The 20,523-nt window shown below is 71.1% G+C and carries 19 protein-coding genes; 4 read left to right on the top strand and 15 right to left on the bottom strand.

Annotation, left to right across the window (positions count from 1 at the left end; translation table 11 throughout):
- Positions 1–51: 51 nt before the first annotated feature.
- The 3 genes from OG766_RS02405 to OG766_RS02395 all read right to left on the bottom strand — a co-directional run bounded on the left by OG766_RS02405 (position 52) and on the right by OG766_RS02395 (position 4,730).
- Entirely contained in the window at positions 52–1,614 is a 1,563-nt protein-coding gene (locus OG766_RS02405) for a GMC family oxidoreductase (RefSeq protein WP_328724430.1), read from the bottom strand.
- Between the two features lie 72 nt (positions 1,615–1,686).
- Entirely contained in the window at positions 1,687–3,264 is a 1,578-nt protein-coding gene (locus OG766_RS02400) for an APC family permease (RefSeq protein WP_266376963.1), read from the bottom strand.
- The gene (locus tag OG766_RS02395; protein ID WP_328724429.1) at positions 3,261–4,730 is read right to left on the bottom strand and encodes an aldehyde dehydrogenase family protein; all 1,470 of its coding nucleotides are present in this window, start codon (positions 4,728–4,730) and stop codon (positions 3,261–3,263) included. The genes OG766_RS02400 and OG766_RS02395 overlap by 4 nt, the downstream gene beginning before the upstream one ends.
- 176 nt (positions 4,731–4,906) lie before the next feature.
- Here OG766_RS02395 and OG766_RS02390 point away from each other — a divergent pair, with 176 nt between their 5' ends.
- On the top strand, positions 4,907–5,632 hold the full coding sequence (locus tag OG766_RS02390) for a DUF2470 domain-containing protein (protein WP_328724428.1): 726 nt from the start codon (positions 4,907–4,909) through the stop codon (positions 5,630–5,632).
- A gap of 49 nt (positions 5,633–5,681) precedes the next feature.
- Here the strand turns inward: OG766_RS02390 and OG766_RS02385 are convergent, their stop codons facing one another.
- From OG766_RS02385 to OG766_RS02365, 5 genes are read right to left on the bottom strand one after another with little or no spacing between them, the layout of a single operon-like run.
- The gene (locus tag OG766_RS02385; protein ID WP_266376970.1) at positions 5,682–5,828 is read right to left on the bottom strand and encodes a hypothetical protein; all 147 of its coding nucleotides are present in this window, start codon (positions 5,826–5,828) and stop codon (positions 5,682–5,684) included.
- Entirely contained in the window at positions 5,825–7,060 is a 1,236-nt protein-coding gene (locus tag OG766_RS02380; RefSeq protein ID WP_443045438.1) for a type III PLP-dependent enzyme, read from the bottom strand. Before OG766_RS02380 ends, OG766_RS02385 begins: the two co-directional genes overlap by 4 nt.
- 14 nt (positions 7,061–7,074) lie before the next feature.
- On the bottom strand, positions 7,075–8,838 hold the full coding sequence (locus OG766_RS02375) for an IucA/IucC family protein (RefSeq protein WP_266376974.1): 1,764 nt from the start codon (positions 8,836–8,838) through the stop codon (positions 7,075–7,077).
- A gap of 6 nt (positions 8,839–8,844) precedes the next feature.
- On the bottom strand, positions 8,845–10,584 hold the full coding sequence (locus tag OG766_RS02370; protein WP_328724426.1) for an IucA/IucC family protein: 1,740 nt from the start codon (positions 10,582–10,584) through the stop codon (positions 8,845–8,847).
- Positions 10,581–11,771 (bottom strand): ATP-grasp domain-containing protein, encoded by a 1,191-nt coding sequence (locus OG766_RS02365; protein ID WP_328724425.1) that lies wholly within the window; start codon positions 11,769–11,771, stop codon positions 10,581–10,583. The genes OG766_RS02370 and OG766_RS02365 overlap by 4 nt, the downstream gene beginning before the upstream one ends.
- Before the next feature lie 192 nt (positions 11,772–11,963).
- Here OG766_RS02365 and OG766_RS02360 point away from each other — a divergent pair, with 192 nt between their 5' ends.
- The 3 genes from OG766_RS02360 (at position 11,964) to OG766_RS02350 (ending at position 15,026) form a co-directional block, all read left to right on the top strand.
- A complete protein-coding gene (locus OG766_RS02360; protein WP_328724424.1) occupies positions 11,964–12,848 on the top strand; it encodes a (2Fe-2S)-binding protein in 885 nt (294 codons plus the stop codon).
- A gap of 76 nt (positions 12,849–12,924) precedes the next feature.
- Positions 12,925–13,986 (top strand): right-handed parallel beta-helix repeat-containing protein, encoded by a 1,062-nt coding sequence (locus tag OG766_RS02355; protein ID WP_266376986.1) that lies wholly within the window; start codon positions 12,925–12,927, stop codon positions 13,984–13,986.
- Positions 13,983–15,026 carry a methyltransferase gene (locus OG766_RS02350; protein ID WP_328724423.1) on the top strand — a complete coding sequence of 348 codons (1,044 nt, stop codon included), beginning with the start codon at positions 13,983–13,985 and terminating at the stop codon, positions 15,024–15,026. The genes OG766_RS02355 and OG766_RS02350 overlap by 4 nt, the downstream gene beginning before the upstream one ends.
- A gap of 82 nt (positions 15,027–15,108) precedes the next feature.
- Here the strand turns inward: OG766_RS02350 and OG766_RS02345 are convergent, their stop codons facing one another.
- The 7 genes from OG766_RS02345 to OG766_RS02315 all read right to left on the bottom strand — a co-directional run bounded on the left by OG766_RS02345 (position 15,109) and on the right by OG766_RS02315 (position 20,393).
- Positions 15,109–15,441: a TcmI family type II polyketide cyclase gene (locus OG766_RS02345; RefSeq protein WP_266376994.1), complete on the bottom strand. Its 333-nt coding sequence runs from the start codon at positions 15,439–15,441 to the stop codon at positions 15,109–15,111.
- A 25-nt stretch (positions 15,442–15,466) separates the two neighbouring features.
- On the bottom strand, positions 15,467–15,946 hold the full coding sequence (locus OG766_RS02340) for an SRPBCC family protein (RefSeq protein WP_266376996.1): 480 nt from the start codon (positions 15,944–15,946) through the stop codon (positions 15,467–15,469).
- A 1-nt stretch (position 15,947) separates the two neighbouring features.
- Entirely contained in the window at positions 15,948–16,214 is a 267-nt protein-coding gene (locus tag OG766_RS02335; protein ID WP_266376998.1) for an acyl carrier protein, read from the bottom strand.
- 26 nt (positions 16,215–16,240) lie between these two features.
- Positions 16,241–17,488 (bottom strand): ketosynthase chain-length factor, encoded by a 1,248-nt coding sequence (locus tag OG766_RS02330; RefSeq protein WP_328724422.1) that lies wholly within the window; start codon positions 17,486–17,488, stop codon positions 16,241–16,243.
- Positions 17,485–18,753: a beta-ketoacyl-[acyl-carrier-protein] synthase family protein gene (locus OG766_RS02325; RefSeq protein WP_328724421.1), complete on the bottom strand. Its 1,269-nt coding sequence runs from the start codon at positions 18,751–18,753 to the stop codon at positions 17,485–17,487. The genes OG766_RS02330 and OG766_RS02325 overlap by 4 nt, the downstream gene beginning before the upstream one ends.
- Complete coding sequence (locus tag OG766_RS02320; RefSeq protein WP_266377009.1) at positions 18,750–19,190, bottom strand: cupin domain-containing protein; 441 nt, start codon at positions 19,188–19,190, stop codon at positions 18,750–18,752. The genes OG766_RS02325 and OG766_RS02320 overlap by 4 nt, the downstream gene beginning before the upstream one ends.
- Before the next feature lie 84 nt (positions 19,191–19,274).
- Positions 19,275–20,393 (bottom strand): SchA/CurD-like domain-containing protein, encoded by a 1,119-nt coding sequence (locus OG766_RS02315; protein ID WP_328724420.1) that lies wholly within the window; start codon positions 20,391–20,393, stop codon positions 19,275–19,277.
- Positions 20,394–20,523 lie beyond the last annotated feature (130 nt).

Genomic DNA, 20,523 nt, shown 5'->3' with positions numbered 1-20,523 from the left:
CGCCCTGACGACGCCCTGACGACGTCGTGACGACGTCGTCCTGAGGACGCGTCACCCCTCCCTGATCAGCTCCGCGCACTTCTCGCCGATCATCATCGTCGTGATGCACGGATTGACCGCCGTGAGGAACGGCATCACCGACGCGTCCGCCACCCTCAGCCCCCGGACCCCCTTGACCCGCAGCCGCGCGTCGAGCGGTGCGTCCGGGGCGCTGTCCGCGCCCATCCGCACCGTGCCTGCCGGGTGGTACACCGTGTTGTGCGTCTCGCGGATGTACGCGAACAACTCGTTGTCGCTCGTGGCCCCGGGACCCGGAGCCAGCTCCGCACCGGCCCAGTCGGTCATCGGGGCCTGGGCGACGATCTCCCTCGCCAGCCGCAGCCCGTACGTCATCACGCGGATGTCGTGCTCGTGCGTGAAATAGCGGGGGTCCACCTTCGGCTTGTCCCGGAAGTCGCGGGTGCGCAGGCGCACCGTACCGGTCGAGCGGGCCCGGGTGACGTTCGGCGTGAGGCAGAAGGCGTTGTCGGACGTCGGATAGCCGCGCCGGTAGGTGTTCATGTCGAAGGGCACCGAGCCGTAGTGGAACATCAGGTCCGGCCGGTCCAGACCCGGCTCGGTGCCGGCGAAGACGCCGATCTCCCACCACTGCGTGGACGACGTGACCATGGGCTGCTTCGCCTCCCACATGATCACGCCCTCGGGATGGTCCTGCAGATGCGAACCGACCCCGGGTGCGTCGACCCGTACGTCGATCCCGACGTCCCGCAGGTGCCCGGCCGGGCCGATGCCCGACAGCATCAGCAGCTTCGGTGAGTCGATGGCCCCGCAGGACACGATCACCTCGCGGCGGGCGCCGACCACACCGGTGTGGATCGTGTCCGGCTCCAGGTACTCCACCCCCGTGCAGCGCCCGTCGTCGGCGAAGAGCAGTCGCCGCGCCTGGATGCCGGTCCGTACCTCCAGATTGGGCCGCTTGCCGAGGACGGGATGCAGATACGACACCGACGCGGACGAACGGGTGCCGTCCGGGCGGGCGTTGATCTGGAACCAGTGCGCGCCCCGCACCACCGTCGTACCCGTGTTGAACGGCGTCGTCGGAATGCCGGCCGCCGCGCAGGCCTCCAGCAGCGCCCGCCCGCACGGGTCCTTCGGGGGCACCGTGCGCAGCGTCACCGGGCCGGAGCGGCCGTGGTGGTCGCCGGGCGCGTCGTTGTTCTCCAGCCGTCGGTAGAGCGGGAAGCAGTCCGCGGCGCGCCAGCCGGCGCAGCCCATCGCGGCCCACTCGTCCAGATCCTCGGCGGGCGCCCAGAACGCGATGCAGGAGTTGTGCGAGGAACAGCCGCCGAGGACCTTGGCGCGGGCGTGGCGCAGGAAGCTGTTGCCGTTCGCCTGCGGTTCGACGGGGTAGTCCCAGTCGTAGCCCGACTCCAGCAGGGCCATCCAGCGGTCCAGCCGGAGGATGTTGTCGTCGCCGGCGTCCGAGGGGCCTGCCTCCACCACACAGACGCTGACGTCCGGGTCCTCGGAGAGCCGCGCGGCGACAACGGCTCCCGCCGTGCCGCCCCCGACCACGACGTAGTCGAACTCCGGCCGGGGCGTGTCTGAGGTCATCGGAACTCCAGAGTCGTCAGGGAGGCGTCAGGGAGGTCGTCAGGGACGCCACGCGGGCGTCACGGAGAGGCGTCACGGAGTGGTCGGATCACCGGTCCGTACGGCCTCGGACGCGTGCTCGGAGAGCACGCCCGTACGGTGCCGCTGCACGAACCAGTAGTAGGTGAACCCGCCGAGCGCGACGACGCCGATGAACAGGAAGGCGCCCCAGCGCAGATACCAGTGCTGCGGCCCGGTCGCGTTGTAGACCTCGGCACGCGGCCAGGCCAGGTTCAGGGACATGGCCGCGCCCCACAGCACGGCCAGGATGTTGATGGGCAGCCCGAACCTGCCGAGCGAGAAGGCGCCCTCGGCGGGCTTCCAGTCGCCGCGCAGCCGCTGGATCAGCATGGGCGTGGTGACCAGCAGATAGGCGATGTAGATCATGATGATCGCGATGCTGGTGATCACCGAGAAGATCTGTGGCTGGTTGATGTTGATGACGAGGATGACGACACCCACCAGCCCGATCACCACCGCGGGTACGACGGGTGTCCGGAAGCGCGGGCTGACCCGGGCGAGCACCGAGCCCGCGGGGAGGTTGTTGTCCCGGGCCATGGCGAACATCAGCCGGATACCGGCGGCGTGCACGGCCAGTACGCACACGGTGATCGCCACGACGACGCACCACAGGAAGATCTCGCCGACGGTCGGGCCGAGCGTGGTGAGCACCACGTACTGCAGGCCGACCGTGGACAGTTCCTTCGCGTTCAGATCCGGAACGGACATCAGGGCGAAGAGCAGGATCAGTCCGCCGATGAGGAAGGACGCGACCAGCGCGCGGAGGATGGCGCGGGGGCAGTTGCGCCCCGGGTTGTGGGACTCCTCGCCGAGCGAGGAGGCCGTGTCGAATCCGTACATCACGTACGCGGACGCCAGTGACGCGGTCAGGAACGCGCCGAAGTAGCCCCAGGGCTGTCCCGCGCCGAGCCCGTTGGTGTCGGTGAGGACCGTGCTGGGGCCGCGGGTGATGTGCGCCCCGAGACAGATGATCAGCGCGACGGCGGCGACCAGTTCGATGAAGACGCCCGCGGAGTTGATGCGCGCCATGAGCTGGACGCCGAAGGCGTTGACGAGGGTCGAGAAGACGATGAGGACCGTGCCGAGGAGTACGGCGTTGGCCGCCGCGTCGGACGGGCCGCTGCCGTCGCCGACGAACTGGAACCAGCTGTCGATCTGGGGCAGCGTGACCTGGTACGCCAGCGCCACGGCCGACAGCGTCACCATGGTCGCCGTCATCATCATCCAGCCGCCGAGCCAGCCGACGTGCGGGCCGCCCATCTTCTTCGCCCAGTTGTAGACCGAACCGGCGACCGGGTACCGGGCGGCCAGCTCGCAGAAGCACAGCGCCACCATCAGCTGGCCGGTGAAGACCATCGGCCAGGACCACCAGTAGGCCGGGCCGCCGAACGCGACACCGAAGTAGAAGAGCTGGAAGGTGCCGGTGAGGATCGAGATGTAGCTGATCCCGGCGGCGAAGGTGTGGAAGTTGCCGAGGGTGCGCTTGAGTTCCGGCTTGTAGCCGAGTTCCGCGAGCGACGAGTCGTCGTCGTGGCCGCCGCCGTGCGACGGGTCCTTCGCGTAGGGCGCCCGCCCGGCACTCGTGGTCATGCGAACCACCTCTGTGGACTCGGCGCGAGATTGCGCCAGACGTGTTTGGCCTCCTGGTACTCGGCGAGTCCGGCCGGGCCCAGCTCACGGCCGAATCCGGACTGCTTCATCCCGCCCCATTCCGCCTGCGGTACGTACGGATGGAAGTCGTTGATCCACACGGTCCCGGCCCGCAGCCGCGAGGCGACCCGGTGCGCCCGGCCGGGGTCCGCCGTCCAGACGGCTCCGGCCAGTCCGTACACCGTGTCGTTGGCGAGCGCGACCGCCTCGTCCTCGTCGCGGAACGTCTCCACGGTGAGCACCGGCCCGAACGACTCGTCGCGTACGACCGACATGTCGGGCGTGCAGTCGTCCAGCACCGTCGGCAGGTAGTAGAAGCCGTCCGCGAGCGCCGGATCGTCGGGACGCGAGCCGCCGCAGCGCAGCACCGCGCCCTCGGCGAGCCCGGCCTCGACGTACGCCTCGATCTTGTCGCGGTGCGCGGCGGAGATCAGCGGGCCCGCGCGGGCGTTCTCGTCGAAGGGGCCGCCGAGCGCGATGGCCTCCGCCTGCTTGACCAGCTCCGCGACGAACGCGTCGTGCAGTTCGTCCTGCACCAGCAGCCGTGCCCCGGCCGAGCAGACCTGGCCGGAGTGCAGGAACACGGCCGTCAGCGCGTAGTCCACGGCCGCGTCGAACGAGGCGTCGGCGAAGACGATGTTCGGGTTCTTGCCGCCGAGTTCCAGGGCCACCTTCTTCACGGTGGGCGCGGCTGCCGCCATGATGCGGCGGCCGGTGACGAGCCCGCCGGTGAACGACACGAGGTCGACCCGGGGGTCCTCGGTGAGCGGGGCGCCGACGGTGCCTCCCGCGCCGAGCACCAGATTGGCGGCGCCGTCGGGCAGTCCCGCCTCGGCGAGCAGACGCATCAGCAGTACGGCGGTGTGCGGGGTCAGCTCACTCGGCTTGAGGACGAAGGTGTTGCCCGCGCCGAGGGCCGGAGCGACCTTCCACGCGGTCTGCAGCAGCGGATAGTTCCACGGGGTGATCAGGGAGCACACGCCGACCGGTTCGTGCACCACCCGGCTGTCGACGTCCGGGAGACCGGTGTCGACGATCCGGTCACCGCCGCCCGCCGCCACGAGACTTCCGAAGTAGCGGAAGCACCGGGCGATGTCGGCCATGTCGTATTCGCTCTCGACCAGCCGTTTCCCCGTGTCGAGTGATTCGGCCCGGGCGAGCGCGTCCTGGTCGCGTTCCAGGAGGGCGCCGACGCGCAGCAGCAGCGCGCCGCGCTCGGCGGCCGGGGTGCCGGGCCAGGGTCCGCGGTCGAAGGCGTCGCGGGCGGCGGCGATCGCCGCGGCGACGTCCTCGGGTCCCGCCTCGTCGACGGACGCCACCAGTGTGCCGTCGGCCGGACAGCGGATCTCCCGCAGCTGTCCGCCGACCGCGGCGGTCCAGTTGCCGCCGATGAACAGCTCAGGCATGGGGACCTCCGGGTTCGGGTGGGAGGGCGTCCCAGAGCGCCTCTGTCCTCTTCCGCTATGACCCTAGAGAGCCGGGTCCCGCTCCGCAGCGCGAGCCGGGTGCCGCTGATGCGTCCGGGTACCGGGCGATGAGGTAAGTTAGGTATGCCTTACCTTACCGTCGGAGGGGTTCCGGGATGACTGCAGACGACGCCTGCGCGCGCGAGCAGGTCCGCACCGTGCTGGCCGCCGCTGAATCGCTCACCGTGGTCACGGACACGTTCAGCTGCGAGCTGATCGGCAGCGGACTCCACGGCGTCGACGACGACGGCCGGGTCCTGCTGCACCTGCCCGCCGACTCCCGGCTGGCCGTCGAGGCCGCGGTGGCCCCGCGTGGCGCGCTGGCCGCGGTGCTGAAGTTCACCGATGTCGCTCCGGTGGCCGTACGCGATCGAGTGCGCGCCCGCGTCACTCTCGCCGGCTGGCTGACATCGGCCGGGACGGCACCGGGGCCGTGCGGAACCGCCGAGCTGCGCATGGACACCGCGCACAACGCCCTGGAAACGGACGCGGGCACCACCACCGTCGGCCTCGACGAACTCGCCCTGGCCAGGCCGGACGTGCTCGCCCGCTGCGAGGCCGTCATGCTCACCCATCTCGTCGACGACCACGGCGACGTCGTCGCCCTGCTCACGCGCCTGATCGAGGGGCGGCTGCTCCAGGGCGTGATCCGGGTCTGGCCGCTGGCCATGAACCGGAACGGTCTGATCCTCCGTCTCGAGCACGCGCACACCCACCAGGACGTCCACCTGCCCTTCCCTTCGCCCCTGCGCGAACCCGCCGAGGCCGGGGACCGGGTCCAGGAACTCCTCGCCGCCGCCCGTGCCTGCCGCCGGGGCAGCCGGCTGCCGAGCCGGCCGTGACCGCGGAACCGGCCGTCGCGCACCGGGTGCCCCGCACCCCGCCGGGCGGTTACGACCAGGTCGCGGCGATCATCCGCGCGGCGCCGAGGGCGGCGGCCATCTGCACGCCCCCGGACCCGCCCGCACCGGACCCGCCCACCGCACCGGACACGCCCGTACGGAGTTCACCCGCGCCGCGCCCCCGCCACACGCTCACCGGCCGAGGAAGTGGAAACCGGGCCGAGGGTGCATGAGGAAGTCGTGGTGGGAGATGTTCCACGCGTAGGCCCCCGCGAGCCCGAACAGCACACGGTCCCCGGCCCGCAGGCCGCTCGCCGTGACGCCGCGGGCAAGCGCGTCCTTCGGGGTGCACAACTGGCCGGCCAGCGTGACCAGTTCGCCCCGGGCCGTCGGCCGTGGCCACGGGTGGGGCCAGGCCGCCACCGGCAGCAGCGCACAGGGCTGGTCATGGCCCTTCGTCGCGGGCGTGCGCAGATGGTGCGTACCGCCGCGGACCACGGCGAACTCCTCGCCGTGGCTGCGCTTCACATCCAGGACCTCGGTGGCGTACCAGCCGCAGTACGCGGTGAGCGCGCGCCCCGGCTCGATGCGGAGCCGCGGGCCGGGGTGGGCGGCGGCGAGACGGGCGAGCCCGGCCCCGTAGCCGGCCCAGTCGAACCGGGCGGCGGGCTCGGCGTAGTCGACCGTCATGCCGCCACCGACGTTCACCTCGTGGAGCCGGACGCGATGGCGCTCGAAGAGCCGTACGGACCAGGTCAGCACGGACTCGGCGACCGCCAGCTGGGCCTCGGCACCGAGGCCGCTCGCCAGATGGGCATGGACACCGCGCGGCTCCAGCCGCGGACACGAACCGTCGGTGAGGAACCGCATGACGTCGTCGGCCTCGGAGGGATCCATGCCGAACGGCGTGGGCCTGCCACCCATGGACAGGGCGCTCGTCCTCAACGACCCGTCCGCGAGGGGAAGATTGAAGCGCAGCAGGACCTCGACCCGTGAGTCCGGCACGACCCGTGCGGCGAGGTCCGCCAGCATACGCAGGTCGTGGACGCTCTCGACATGGAACCGCGCCACGCCCGCGGCCAGCGCCGCCGCCGTCTCCGCGGGTGTCTTGCCGGGACCTCCGAACGCGAGCGGACGATCCGGCACGACCCGTCCGGTGTGGGCCAGTTCGCCGCCCGAGGAGACCTCGAACCCGTCCACGTACGGCGAGAGTGCCGTGAGGATCTCCGGTTCCGGATTGGCCTTGACGGCGTAGTACAGCTCTACGCTCCCGGGCAGCGCCGACCGCACGGCCGCGGCGTGCTCGCGCAGTGCGGCCAGGTCGTACAGATAGGCGGGCAGTTCCTCGGACGGGAGGGACAGGGCGTGCTCGCGTACCCGCGGCGTCACGTCGGCCACCGGGGCGGGGACCGTCGCAGAGTTGGTCACGGAAGCCGGGTGCGTCATCGGGCGCTCCAGATGTCGTCGGTGCGTACCGCCCCGGACAGCACGTCCTCGGCGAGCGGAGAGGGCAGCCGGACATAGCCCGCCTCGCGGTCGGCCGAACGTGCCCAGCGCGTGAGCAGATTGGCCTTGGCCGGCAGTGGCACGCCCGCGAGCAGGCCGCTCAGGCGCGGCGGGTGGCCGTGCGCGTCGGCGCAGCGCCGGAGCGTACGGCGCACCTCGCCCCACAGCGCGGTCTCGGCGTGCGGGTGCAGATCGGCGAGCGCGGCGAGCATCTCGGCCACGTGGTTGACCAGCAGGCAGTAGACCACCCGGTCCCAGCCTCGCCCGTCGTCGTACGTCATGGGGCCGGCGACCTCCGGGGGCAGTGCGGCGAGCGCGGCGGCGTGATGCCCCCGGAGCAGCTTGGTGCCCTCCAGATCGCGGAAGAGGACCTGCTCGGGTCGGCCGTCGGCACCGACGCAGACGACGACGTTCTGCAGATGCGGTTCGAGCACCAGTCCGTGCTCGAAGTAGGCGGCCAGGACCGGCGGGATCAGCAGCTCCAGATAGGTCCGCCACCACGACAGCGCGGTGCGCGGGTCCGTGTCGGCGAGAAGCCGTGAGACATGCGCGGGCCCGGTGGGGTACTCGTCGGCGACGGCGGCCGCCAGCAGCGGGGTGACGCCGGGGCGCAGCCGGCCGGCGAGCCCTTCGCGGACGATCACACCGAAGCCCTCGAGCACGGCGCGCACCGGTCGCCCGTCCGGGCCGGGCAGGGCGAGACTGCGGTACGCGGGCTCGCGCAGCATGCCGCTGCCGGGGAATCGGGCGCTCAGATCGGCGAGGGCCGGGGTGAGCAGACGGGTGAGGGCAACGGCGCCGGACAGTTCGTAACCGGCGTTCTTCCGCAGGCAGTTGGTGATGCGGACGTTGAGGCTGAACTTGAGGAAGCTGTCGCCGTCGTAGAGCGTGCGCACGGAGGCGGTGGCGGCGAAGGGAGTGCGGCCGGGGCCGAGGTCGAGCACATCGCCTCGGCCGAGAGCCGCGCGCAGTTCCGGGTGGTCCCGCAGCAGTTCGTACTGCCACGGATGGCAGGGCAGCAGCCGGTAGCCCTCCGGCACCTGACCCAGCCGGTCCAGCGGGCCGGCGGCGCCCGGCTCCGCCGACTCCTCGGCGATCAGCGCGTCGCGTACGGCCAGCAGCCGCAGCGGGAACGAGGCGGCGTTCTCGGGCGCGTACGCGGACCAGGCCGCGAGGCCGCCGTCCCGGGCCTTGGGCGCGGGATGGAAGCGGTGCCCCAGAACGAGGGACTGCTCGGACGCGAGGTAGGCGGCGAGCGGGTCCCTGTCGCGGACGGGCGCCCCGGTGTCCGCGGGCCTGCGGGGTACGGCGGCCAGGCCCGCGGCGACGCCCTGGTGGCTGGAGGCGATCTGGCCCAGGAACTCGTCGTTGCGCACTCCCGTACGCAGCGAGAGCTCCGCGTGGATGTGCTCCGCGAGCCGCTGCCAGCCGATCGCGGACCAGCCGCCGGGTGTCTCCTCCGTGACCGGCCCGCTGAAGCGGTGGGCGCCGAGGAGGGAGGTGCGGCGCAGCGCCACCCGCAGCAGTGCCCCGCGGCGTGGCAGCCGCAGCAGCAGATGCCCGTCGATGACGGCCGTCCGGTGCTCGGGACCCGACATCTCACGGAGCAGACAGTTGAGGAGTGTGTGTGCCACCGCCCCGTCCGCGGTGGGCAGTGGGGCCAGGGCGGAGTGGTGCGCGGAGGGATGGGTGGAGGTCATCGCCGGTCACACTCCCCGCAGCAGATAGTTGGGGCCGGTGGTGTAGTGCTTGTTGATGTCGGACGCTCCCGAACGTTCCTTGGCCAGCAGGGTTCCCGCGGTCACCATCGCCTTCACCGGCAGCCGGTCCGCGTCCAGCACCCGTGCGCGCAGCACGGCGCCGGGCTCACCCGGCCGGGTCCCGAGCCGCTCCACGGCCTCGGCCAGCCGGTCGCGTACGAGCCTGAGCAGCCGGTCCAGCGGGGCGCGGCCGTGCCGGGCGAGCGCGAACGCGTACGCGCCCGCGCACAGATGGACGGTGATGGTGGTGAACAGGTCGGCGACCGGTCCGTCGCCGTCGGTGAATATGCGCCGGTCGTCGAACTCGTCGGGGTCCGGTGCGTCCGCGCCGAGTGCCGCCCGCAGCCGGTCGCCGTTGATGCGGGGGCCGTCGTTGTCCTTGAGGAGCAGCCGCAGCCGTGGGCCGTCCGAGGCCCCGTCCAGCACCAGCGACACGTTCTGCTGGTGGGACTCCAGGGCGATCCCGTAGCCGAAGAGCGTGGTCTGCCAGTCGAAGAGCAGCGTCAGCACGGCGTCGAGCAGGGTGAGCGGATCGCCGCCGTAGAAGCGGTCGGCGAGATGGTCGAGGACCAGCCGGCCGCCGGGTGCCGGGCTCAGCAGGGCCGCCATCGGTACGACGACACAGCTGTCCAGCCCCGTGGGGCAGCGGCGCAGCAGTACGGCGAGGAGCTCATGGCCGGCATGGGCGAAGCGGGTCTCGTCGGCGTGCAGGACCGTGTCCCGGAAGCGGGGCTCGCGGGCGGTCACGGACGCCAGCAGACGCTGGACGGCAGAGCCGTCGACGAGGGTCCCCGGCTTGATGGTGCGCCGGTTGAGCCTGCCCAGGGTGGAGGTGGCCAGCGGCAGTTTGAGGTGCACATCCGGCCGGCCGGCGAGGGCCACGGTCCGCATGGACAGGGTCGGCACGACGTCCAGGTACGGGCGGCCCGCCAGTACCGCCCGGCCGCCGAGGCCGGCGGCGCGCACGGCGTCCGCCAGCGGCCCGGCCACGGTGAGCGGATGCACGGGGAGCGCGACATGGCTGCCGTCGAGGCCGGGCAGCCCGAGCGCCGAGGGAGGCGGGCCCGTGAGCGCGCCCTCGACGGTGACCGCCTCCCTCGGCAGTGCGAGCCAGCGCAGGGCGAAACGGGGGTGGAACTCCGGTGCGTAGGCGCGCAGTTCACCGGCGCCGAGCCCGGACCGGCCGCGTGCGGTGGGATAGACGGGGTGGTCGTGCCGGGCGGCGAGGGTGTCCAGGGCGAGCCCGCCGTCGAGCCCGGTCCAGTGCGCGGGATCGGGGCCGCGCCGCGCCGCGAGCGTCCGGAGCACCTCGTCCTGCGTCCCGGCGTGCAGCCGCACCGTGTCCCGTGTCCGGCGGCACTCCTCGGCGAACGCGTCGAAGCCGCCGCGGTCCTCGGGCGCGGCGAGAGCCCTCAGCTCGGCGAGTACCCCTTCGTGGTCGGTCAGCTCGGCTCCGGTGGACTCCCGGCGCAGCAGCGGCTTCCGGGCCGCCCACGCGCTCTGGAACCCGTCCTCGCGCACGGGCAGCAGCAGTGCGTCAGGGCCCGGGATCTCCCGCCGCAGCCAGGTCCCGTCGGCGCGCTCGATCGCGGTGCTCAGGCTGCGCAGGCCCACGACGTCCTCACGCAGCAGGGCGCTCAGCACCCGCAGGAGCACTTCCGCCTCGGCCGCCCCGGCCACCGTCACGGCGTGATCTCCCAGCGGTGGGCCGCCAGGAATCCGGTCACGGCCCGGTCCACGGCCGCCCGGTCGCCGCCGGTTGCCCGGACGACGCCGAGGAAGTCGCGGTTGGTGCGGTGGAGCGGGTGCCGTTCGCCGATGCCGCGCAGCGGCCGGTACGTCAGCCGCACCCCGTCCGCCTCCACCTCGGCCGCCTCCGGCGCGGCGGTCAGCGTCCCGGCGCGGTCCGCGCACGGGTAGTCGAGCCGCGCCGCACCGCCGGTACGCGCCCCCAGGTCCGCGGGAAGCGGCTCACCCAGATGGGTGCGGAGGATGTGCTCGAACAGCGGTATGTCCAGCAGCCCGGCCAGGAGCAGATCGCACTGGTCGCCGATGGCGCGGTAGTTGACCTCGATGATCCGTGCGCGTCCCTCGTGCACGACGAACTCGGTGTGGCAGGCGCCGAACCCGACGCCGAGGACGTCCAGCTGCGCCAGAACCTGCTCGGTCACATCGCCGGGAAGCTCCCCGGCATACGTCAATCGCTCCTCGATGAAGTGCGGGGGAGGGGACAGCTCGGTGCGGAACCCGCCCAGGACATGACGTACGCGCCCGTCGCCGAGTGTCTCCAGGGTGTGCAGCTCGCCCGGCAGGTACTCCTCGACCACCAGCGCCGCATCCGGCCGGCGGGCCCGGATCTCCGTACACAGCCGCACCAGTTCCCACGCACTCGCCGCCAGGACGACGTCCTCGCTGGCCACACCCTCGCGGGGCTTGACGACGCACGGGTACGGGAAGCCGGGTACGGCCGCGGTGGCCGGATCCTGGTCGGCGGCGAGTTCCACGCAACGGACGGTGTCCACGCCCGCGGCGGCCAGCCGGCGGCGCATCTCCGCCTTGTCCTTGGTGCACAGCGCGGACCGCCAGCTCTTGGCGGGCAGTCCGAAGTAGTCGGCGGCCAGCGCCGCCTGGGTCTGCAGATGGTCGCTGTTGGTGAAGACCGCGTCCGGTGGGTGGTGGGCCGAGATCCGGGAGACGACGGCGCGGAAGTCGCGTACGTCGCATTCCAGTACCTCGACGTCGGGGTGCGCGGCGCGGTGCGCTTCGGGCCGGTCGGTGAGCAGCGTGACGTCCAGGCCGAGCCGGTGGGCGGCAGGGAGGAATCCCTCGGTGACCGAGTCGGTCGGGTTCAGAGCAAGCACGTACATCCGCATGAGGGGTCACTTCCGCGCACAGAGCCGGGTGACCCGTGACGTTCTGGATCACGAGCAGAAAGCCTAGGTTAGGTACACCTAAGTCTGTCAATTCGTCGCGACACGGCCCCGGTTGGCGTTCGCGATCACTTCTGTGGTTAAGGTGAGCCTCGCCTTACCTACCCCCCTTCGCTGTTGTGCTGAGGAGCGCCCGTGACCCTGGCCCCGGCATATCCACTGGCCGGACCGACCCCGAGCCGCTGCGCCCTGCCCGTGAGCTGCTCCGCCCTGCTCGCCTCCACCCACCGGCGGCTCACCGCGCTCTGTCCGGCCCTGCGGGCGGACATCGCGGAACCCGGTTCACGGGCCGGCCAGGGCTGGGCGGACGGTGCCGAACTGGCCGCCCGGCCGGAGTTCCTCGACGCGCTCCTCGATGCCGAGACCTTCCGGATCCGGCGCGACCACGCGCACACCGCGCGCCGCGACGTCGCCGCCTCGCGTGCCCTGCACGACTACCTCTGGTCCGTCGCGCTGCTGATGAGCGGCCCCTGGTACCTGGAGCGCCGGGTGCCGAGGATCCGGCCGCACGACGTCCGCATAAGCCTGACCACGGGGGCGTTCGAGGTCGTGCCCGGCGGGTTCGCGTGCCTGCCCGGCGATCCGGCGGCCTCGCTGCCGGGGGTGCGCGTGGTGGCGCACGAGGAGGCGCTGCGTGCCGAACTGCGTGCGGCGGTCGCCGACCACGTGCGTCCGCTGCTGGCCGCCGTCGGCCCGGCGGTACGCAGGGGGCCGCGTGCGTTGTGGGGCATGGTGGGTGACGACCTGGTCTCCGGCGTCTGGTACCTCGGCCGCATGCTGGGGGAGGAGGAGCGGGGCGTGCGGGAGGCCGGTGAACTGCTGCCGCGGCCCGAGCGGCCGTTCCCCGGTGGTGCGGACTTCCGCCGGCTCGTGGGCCGTGACGGGCAGTCGTACCCGACCCGTACCCGGGCCGGCTGCTGCCTCTACTACACGATCCGTCCGTCCGAGGCGTGCGGCACCTGCCCCCGGACGGGTGACGCCGAACGGCTGCGCAGGCTGGAGGGTGACGCCCCCTGCTGAACCGGGCGTTCCACGACACGCTTCTGATGGGTCAGATATGTGGCGATTTACCCTAATCGCCACATAATTTGACCTCATGACGAAACGACAGTTCACATACCTCGGATGCGTCGCGCTCATGGTCACCTCGGGGCTGGCGGCGGCAGCGCCGGCCGGTGCCCGGACCAGCCACGACGTACTTCCGGGCGAGTCGATCCAGGCCGCGGTCGACGCGGCGAAGCCGGGCGACGTCATCGACGTCGCACCCGGCGTCTACCGGGAGAGCGTCCTCATCCGGAAGTCGGACCTGACGCTGCGCGGGGCCGGGGAACGGACCGTCATCCTGCCGCCCACGGGGAAGGCGCGGCACGTCTGCGCCCAGGGAGGGAACGGGATCTGTGTCCTCGGTACGGACGCCAAGCCCGCCACGAACGTGGCCATCCGCTCCCTGACCGTGGCCGAGTTCAAGAAGAACGGCGTCTGGGCCTCACGCACCAACAAGCTGAGCATCCGTGCCGTGACCTCGGTGGGCAACGGCAACTGGGGCATCGCCCAGGAGCGGTCCCTGCGTTCCGAGATCCTCGGGAACTCGGCCCGTAACAACGCCGAGTCGGGCATCTTCGTGTCGAACACCGTCGACACCGAGGCCGGGGCCATGAACACCCGCCGCACCGTGATCCGGGACAATCTCCTGGCCGGAAACCGTATCGGGCTCACCGTCCGGCGGCTCAGGAACCTCACCGTCAACAACAACGTCGTCACCGCCAACTGCGCGGGCATGTTCGTCGTCGGTGACGAGGGCGTTCCGCGGACCGGCGACCTGACCGTCCGCGGCAACCGCGTCCACCACAACAACAAGTCCTGCCCGAAGACCGCGCGGCTGCCCAGGATCCAGGGCGCCGGCATCGTCCTCACCGGTGTCGAGCGCGCCACCGTCGAGGCCAACGCCATCTGGGGCAACGCGGGCACCTCCCCGTTCTCCGGCGGGATCGTCCTCTTCAAGAGCATCGTGGGCGCCCCGAACAGCCAGAACGTCATCAGGAACAACGCGCTGGCGAGCAACAAGCCCTCGGACCTCGCCAACCGTGACACCGGCAAGGGCAACACCTTCGCCGGCAACCTCTGCCAGGTCTCCGAGAAGGCAGGGAAGTGCGCATGACCACCGCCCGCACGACCGTGGAAACCACGACCCCGCCGTCCATGCGGTTCAGGGAGCTCGTCTTCGGCGCGGCATGCGCCGGCGCCGTCCGGGCCGCGGCCCGTCTCGGTGTCGCCGACGCGCTGGGCGACACCCCCGCCACCGCGGAGGAACTGGCGGCGGCCGTACGGGCCGACCCCCGGGCACTGCGGCGGATGCTGCGCGCGCTCACCTGCTACGGGATCTTCACCGAGACCGAGGACGGCACCTTCGCGCACACCGAGATGTCCCGGCTGCTGCGCGAGGACGACCCGAACAGCCTGAAGTACATCTCCCTCTGGTGCACCGAGCCCTGGACCTGGGACGCCTGGCCGCTCCTCGACGAGGCCGTGCGCTCCGGCAGAAGCGTCTTCGACAGGCTCTACGGCAAGGGGTTCTTCGACTACCTCCACGAGGACGCGCACGACTCGGCGCACGTCTTCAACCGGGCCATGACCACGTCCAGCATGCAGTCGGCCCGCGATGTGGCGCAGCTGCTCGACCTCACGGGAGCGGCCACCGTCGCCGACATCGGCGGCGGCCAGGGCCACGTCCTGGCGAGCCTGCTGGAGAAGTACCCCGGCATCCGGGGAACGCTGCTCGACCTGCCCCGGGTCGTGGCCAAGGCGGACCCCCGGCTGCGCGACGGCGGCGCGCTCGCCGACCGCGTCAGGATCGTCCCCGGGGACTGCCGGGAGGCCATTCCCGTCGAGGCCGACGTCTACATCATCAAGAACATCCTCGAATGGGACGACGACAGCACCCGCAGAACCCTGGGGAACGTCGTCAAGGCCGCCCGCCCGGGAGCGAGGGTGGTGGTCATCGAGAACCTCGTCGACGACACCCCGTCGATGAAGTTCACCACGTCGATGGACCTGATGCTGCTCCTCAACGTCGGTGGCGCGAAGCACACCCAGGAGAGCATGATCAGCCGGATGGGGGACGCCGGCCTGATCGTCGGCGACGTCCGTCCCGTCAACGCGTATCTGCACGCGTTCGAGAGCATCACCCCCGGCGGCTGACCCGTCGGCCGCATCCGGGGGATCGCAACCGGTCGCCGGCTCCGCGTCCTTACGCGGAGCCGGCGACCTGTCGTGGGCGGGATCAGGCTTTCGCCGCACGCTCCCAGCGGTAGAACTCGTGGGCCATGGCGTCCTTGGGGCTCCGCCAGGTCTTCGGGTCGTACGCGCTGACGAAGGCGGACAGCTGTTCGCTGATGCCCCGGAACTCCGGGTGGTCCGCCACCTTGGCGACCGCCGGCCCCGGAGGCCGGTCGGCCTCGATCAGATGGAGATAGACGTCGCCGAACTGGAACAGGCTGCGTCGGGTGACCCCGACGAGGTCCGGCAGCTCGCCCCGGTCGGAGGCCTCGAACACCTTGGCGATGTCCGCCGCCGAATCCGGCGCCATGCGGGCGACGATGAGCGCGTGGTGCATCAGGGGGATTCCCTTCGGTCGGTGGTCAGTCGGAGGTGACCGAGACGGCCTGGCGTTCGCGGGCGCGCTGCTCGATCTTGTCCCTGATGAGCTCCATCTGGACCTTGGAGTTCTTGTTGATGTTGTCGGTCATCCAGTCGTCGTCGACGGGAGCGTCCGGCTTCATCGCGAAGTCCTGGGTCCAGTGCATGAGGACGCCGTGCGGCGTCTTCGTGTACTTCCACTCGATGTCCATGTGCTGGAAGGGGCCCGTCTCGACCCGGCGGGCACGGACCGTCAGCGCCTTGCGGTCGGTGACGCGCTCCGACACCCAGCTCCAGACCTTGTCGTTCTCGTCCGGATGCATGGTCAGACGGAACTTGGTCCTGTTCTGCTCGCGCTCCAGGATCTCGACGGACGCGTACTCGCTGAACAGCTGGGGCCAGTTCTCGATGTCGTTCGTGACGTCCCAGACGAGGTCCAGGGGAGCGTCAATGGTGATCTTGTTCTCTGTGTGCCCGGACACTTCATGCTCCTGCCATGAGAGAGGTGTTGACGAGGTCGAGGAATTCGCGCGGGGTCTTGCAGCGGTCCGCGTCGGCGGGGAGTGCGCGGCCGTACCGGTTCTCGAGCTCGCCCACGATGCCGAGGAGACCGAGCGAGTCGAGGCCGTACTCGTCGAACCGCGCTTCGGGCCGGCCACCCATCTCCTTCGGGTCGACGGAGATACCGGCGCCCTTCTTCATCAGAGCGGCCAGCTCTTCGATGGTCAGTTTGGAGATCTGCATGGTCATGAGGAGTGCTCCTTCTCGCGCGTTCTTCACAGGGTGGTGGCGCCGTGCCGCAGCACGAGCGCCGCGTTCGAGCCCATGAGCCCTCGGCTCAGCACCAGGGCCGTGCGCAGTTCGGCGGGACGGGGCCCGCCGGTCACGACCTGCAGCTCGTGGCACACGTCGAAGACGTTGGGCGTGGGCGGGACGACACCGTCCTGCAGGGCGAGCACCGCGGCGGCCGTGTCCAGCACGGGTGCTCCGCAGTACGCCCGCCCCGTGCCGGTCTTGGGTGCCGTCACCGGCACCCTGCCGCCGTGCGCGCCCAGGGCGTCGGCGATCGCCAGGGCCTCGGCCCGGTCGGCCTCCGGGATGCCGAGCGCGTCCGCGAAGACGACGTCGACCTCCTCGGGGGCACACCCGGCGTCGGCCAGGGCTCCACGGATCGCCTGGGCCAGCCCCTCACGGGACCGGTCCCACCGGCCTGCCCCGGTGAAGGTCGCCGCGTGGCCGGCCACCACGGCACGGATCTCCGCACCGCGGCGGCGTGCCACCGCCTCCTCCTCGACGACGAGCATCGCTCCGCCCTCCGCGGGCACGAAACCGTTCGCGCTCTTGGTGAAGGGCCGGTAGGCCCGGTCCGGGTCGTCGCTCATGCTGAGTTCCCGGTAGCCGAGCTGGCAGACGAGCGAGTACGGCGCCAGTGGTGCCTCGGCGGCGCCGATGACCACGGCGTCCGTGCCCCGGCCGATGACCCGGGAGGCATGCGCCAGGGCGTCCAGACCGCCCGCCTCGTCGCTCGCCACCACACCGCAGGGGCCCTTGAACCCACCGCGGATCGAGATCTGGCCGGTGCTCGCCGCGTAGAACCAGGCGATGGACTGGTACGGGCCCACATAGCGCGAACCCTGTCCCCACAGCCGCTGAAGCTCACGCTGGCCGAACTCACCGCCGCCGGAACCGGCGGCCGTGACCACGCCCACGGCGAAAGGGGACTCGCTGTAGTCGCCGGACGCTATCCGCGCGTCGGCCAGTGCCATGTCGGCGGCGGCCATCGCGAAGTGCGTGAACCGGTCGGTCTGGACGAGGAACCGCTCCTCGACCAGGGATTGGGGATCGAAGCCGCGGACCTCCCCGGCGACACGGACCGGCAGATGATCGCAGCCTTCACGTGTGATGTGGTCGAGGACGCTGATGCCCTCCCGAGTGGATTTCCAGAAGGCATCGGTACCGACCCCGTTGGGGGCGACGACACCGATTCCGGTGACAACCGCACGCCGGTCCTGCCGAGGACTCATCGTGTCCTCCCTCCTGGTCGGGTCAGGACCACGGCGGACTGGAATCCGCCGAATCCGCTGCCGACCGAGAGCACGTTGCGCAGCTTCAGAGCGCGCGCCGTGCGTGGCACATAGTCGAGATCGCACTCGGGGTCAGGGGTCTCGTAGTTCGCCGTCGGCGGCACCACCTGGTGGGCCAGCGCCAGCACACAGGCCACGACCTCTATCGCCCCGATCGCGCCGAGCGAGTGACCCACCATGGATTTGATGGAACTCATCGGCACCTTGTACGCGTGGTTCCCGAGCGACTGCTTCACGGCGGCGGTCTCGTGCCGGTCGTTCTGCTGCGTTCCGGAACCATGCGCGTTCACGTAGTCGATGTCCGACCCGTCGATGCGGGCGTGGCCGAGAGCGCTGTCGATGGCACGGGCCATCTCCAGACCCTCCCGGGTGAGACCGGTCATGTGGTACGCGTTGCCGAACGTCGCGTAACCGCCGATCTCGCAGTACACCGTGGCACCGCGGGCACGGGCGTGTTCGAGCTCCTCCAGGACGAGCACGGCTCCGCCCTCACCCATGACGAATCCGTCGCGGTGAGCGTCGAAGGGGCGGGAGGCATGGGCCGGATCGTCGTTGTTCGGGGACGTCGCCTTGATCGCGTCGAAGCAGGCCACCGTGATCGGGGAGATGGGCGAGTCCGACGCGCCCGTGATGCAGACGTCGACCCTGCCCTCCTCTATCGCGTGGAAGGCGTATCCGATCGCGTCCAGCCCGGAGGTGCATCCCGTGGACACGGTCTGCACCGGGCCGTGGGCGCCGGTCTGTTCGGCGACCTCGGAGGCGAGGGCACTGGGCGAGAACGCCCGGTGCAGATGCGGCTCCGCCTCGCTGGGCTCCACGTCCCAGCGCCGGCCGGAACTGCTGACCTTGACATAGTCGTGCTCAAGCCGGGTGGTGCCGCCAACGGCGGTGCCCAGCGACACTCCGATCCGCCAGGGATCCTCCTTCTCCGGGTCGAGACCGGCGTCCCGCAGGGCTTCCCGCGCGGCGACCATGGCGAACTGCACATACCGGTCGGCGCGCTGGACCTCCTCGGGGCCGAGGCCGTTGGCCTGCGGATCGAAGTCGCACTCGGCGGCGATCCGCGAGCGGAACCCGGTCGGGTCGAAGAGCGTGATGCCGCGCGTCGCCGTGCGGCCGTTGGCCAGGAGGTTCCAGAACGCCGGTATTCCGACACCTCCCGGCGCGACTATGCCGACGCCGGTGACCGCTACGCGCCGGGTCATGAAGCCGTCCCGGTCCGTTCGGGCGGCCGGTGCGCCGAGGCGGCCTCCGCGCCGGGAGTCTCCTCCGTGTCGACGTGGCCCAGTTCCGGACGCGGGGCGAGCGGGCCGAGATGGAAGACCATCCGGGCCTCCTCGCTGCCCACGTTGCGGAACCGGTGGCGCACATAGGGCGGGATGAGCAGACCCTGGTCCGGCCGGATCGAGAACGTCTCGTCGTCCAGGTCGACCTCGAGCTCGCCGCGGACGACGTACACGAACTCCTCGGAGTACGGGTGGTAGTGCTCACCGATGCGGTCGCCGGGCTCCACGATCGCCAGGCCCATGAAGCCGCTCGTGGCACCCACGGCGGTGGGCGTGAGCATGGCGCGCAAGTCGCCTCCGCGCCTGCGATTGGGCTGGGTCTCGCTCAGGTCGACGATGCGATGGGGTGTGGTCATGACTGGTTCCTCCACGTGGCCGTACGGCGTGGTGCCGGCGGTTCGGTGTGTGCGTGGCCTTCCTTCTGCGGCCTGACGCACGTTTCAGGGGGCGTGGCGATCGGTGATCAGACGCATGTCGGCGCGGGCCAGGAAGCGGGACATGTCCTCGTCATCCGCCGGTGCGCCGGCGCCGAGCGCCTCGTTGTCGAGCAGGCGCGCCAGCATGGACGCCTTGCGCGGGCCGTGCGCGCCGATCACCTGCAGGGGCGCCGCGTCGATGGAACCGCGCACATCCACGAGCCGTACGACGATGTCGTCGCGCTGGAAGATCGTGCTGCTGTCGATCGGTGCCGAGGGATCGTCGGCCGCCGCCTCGTCCTGCCCGGCGAGCAGCCGGGCCAGCGCCATGCCGCAGCCCGGCTTGGCCGGGTAGAACAGCGCGTGCCGCTTGACGTCGTCGTCCTCCTTGCCGGTGGACGCGAGGCGGTGCACCGCAGGGAGCGCCGCCCGGGTGAAGAACACCCGTGCGGAATCCGGGTCGTTGAGGTCCCGGTCCTGCTCCAGGTAGGGGTTGATGGCCTCCTCGACGGCCCGCACCTCGGGCTGCCGGGACACATGGCGCAGCGCGGCCATCAGGTCGCCCTCCACCTCGACGGCCCGCACGACGCGGTTGCCGTGCATGAACAGCGAGGTGCGCCGCAGCCGGGTGTGCTCGTCGACCTTCGCCGCCGGCGAGTCGTAACCCGCGAGGATCTCCGCCACGACCGGTTCGCTGCCCGGCTTGACGGTGAAGGTGAGGGCGTGGCGCACCACGTTGTCACCCACTCGGGGGAACGGCTGCAGCCCGCCCAGCTCCTGGGTGCCCGCAGCGGTGTGCAGCTTGCCCGTCTCGCGCAGCACGCTGAAGCGAAGCGACCGGGTGTCCCGCACGCAGTTGTGGAGCGGCCGTACCGTCTCGACGTGCTCCTCGCTGTTCACCCAGGCGAGGAAGGGCGGTGCGCTCTCCCACTCACTGGTGATCAGCCACTGCGAGGGGTTCTCGATCGACTGGCAGAGCTGGTCGCTGATGTGACCGGGGACCGAGGCCACCTGGTTGCGCATGTGCTCGTACGCCTTCAGGAAGTTCTGCTGAGCGCCGTCGTGAAGGTCGAGCAGCAGTACGACACGCAGCCGGGAGCCGTCAAAGGCCGACTGGGATATACGTTCGGAAAGCGTTGTCATGATGCACGCATCTCCTTCGAGACGGTGGGGCCGCCGCGTGCGGTGCACGCCGGCTCGGGGGTTTCAGGCTTCGATCCTGTGCCGGTACCACGGGTGGCGCGAGATGTGTGAACCAGGTGGGTGAACGGGC

The sequence above is a fragment of the Streptomyces sp. NBC_00259 genome, assembly GCF_036181745.1.
Classification (GTDB): domain Bacteria; phylum Actinomycetota; class Actinomycetes; order Streptomycetales; family Streptomycetaceae; genus Streptomyces; species Streptomyces pratisoli.
Note: the sequence above shows the minus strand (reverse complement) of the source record. Positions and strands in the feature narration are given on the sequence as shown.

Coding starts and splice junctions, on each gene's coding strand:
- OG766_RS02405 (WP_328724430.1), bottom strand. CDS start 1,614: ATGACCTCAGACACGCCCCGGCCGGAGTTCGACTACGTCGTGGTCGGG.
- OG766_RS02400 (WP_266376963.1), bottom strand. CDS start 3,264: ATGACCACGAGTGCCGGGCGGGCGCCCTACGCGAAGGACCCGTCGCAC.
- OG766_RS02395 (WP_328724429.1), bottom strand. CDS start 4,730: ATGCCTGAGCTGTTCATCGGCGGCAACTGGACCGCCGCGGTCGGCGGA.
- OG766_RS02390 (WP_328724428.1), top strand. CDS start 4,907: ATGACTGCAGACGACGCCTGCGCGCGCGAGCAGGTCCGCACCGTGCTG.
- OG766_RS02375 (WP_266376974.1), bottom strand. CDS start 8,838: ATGACCTCCACCCATCCCTCCGCGCACCACTCCGCCCTGGCCCCACTG.
- OG766_RS02365 (WP_328724425.1), bottom strand. CDS start 11,771: ATGCGGATGTACGTGCTTGCTCTGAACCCGACCGACTCGGTCACCGAG.
- OG766_RS02355 (WP_266376986.1), top strand. CDS start 12,925: ATGACGAAACGACAGTTCACATACCTCGGATGCGTCGCGCTCATGGTC.
- OG766_RS02350 (WP_328724423.1), top strand. CDS start 13,983: ATGACCACCGCCCGCACGACCGTGGAAACCACGACCCCGCCGTCCATG.
- OG766_RS02345 (WP_266376994.1), bottom strand. CDS start 15,441: ATGCACCACGCGCTCATCGTCGCCCGCATGGCGCCGGATTCGGCGGCG.
- OG766_RS02335 (WP_266376998.1), bottom strand. CDS start 16,214: ATGACCATGCAGATCTCCAAACTGACCATCGAAGAGCTGGCCGCTCTG.
- OG766_RS02330 (WP_328724422.1), bottom strand. CDS start 17,488: ATGAGTCCTCGGCAGGACCGGCGTGCGGTTGTCACCGGAATCGGTGTC.
- OG766_RS02325 (WP_328724421.1), bottom strand. CDS start 18,753: ATGACCCGGCGCGTAGCGGTCACCGGCGTCGGCATAGTCGCGCCGGGA.
- OG766_RS02320 (WP_266377009.1), bottom strand. CDS start 19,190: ATGACCACACCCCATCGCATCGTCGACCTGAGCGAGACCCAGCCCAAT.
- OG766_RS02315 (WP_328724420.1), bottom strand. CDS start 20,393: ATGACAACGCTTTCCGAACGTATATCCCAGTCGGCCTTTGACGGCTCC.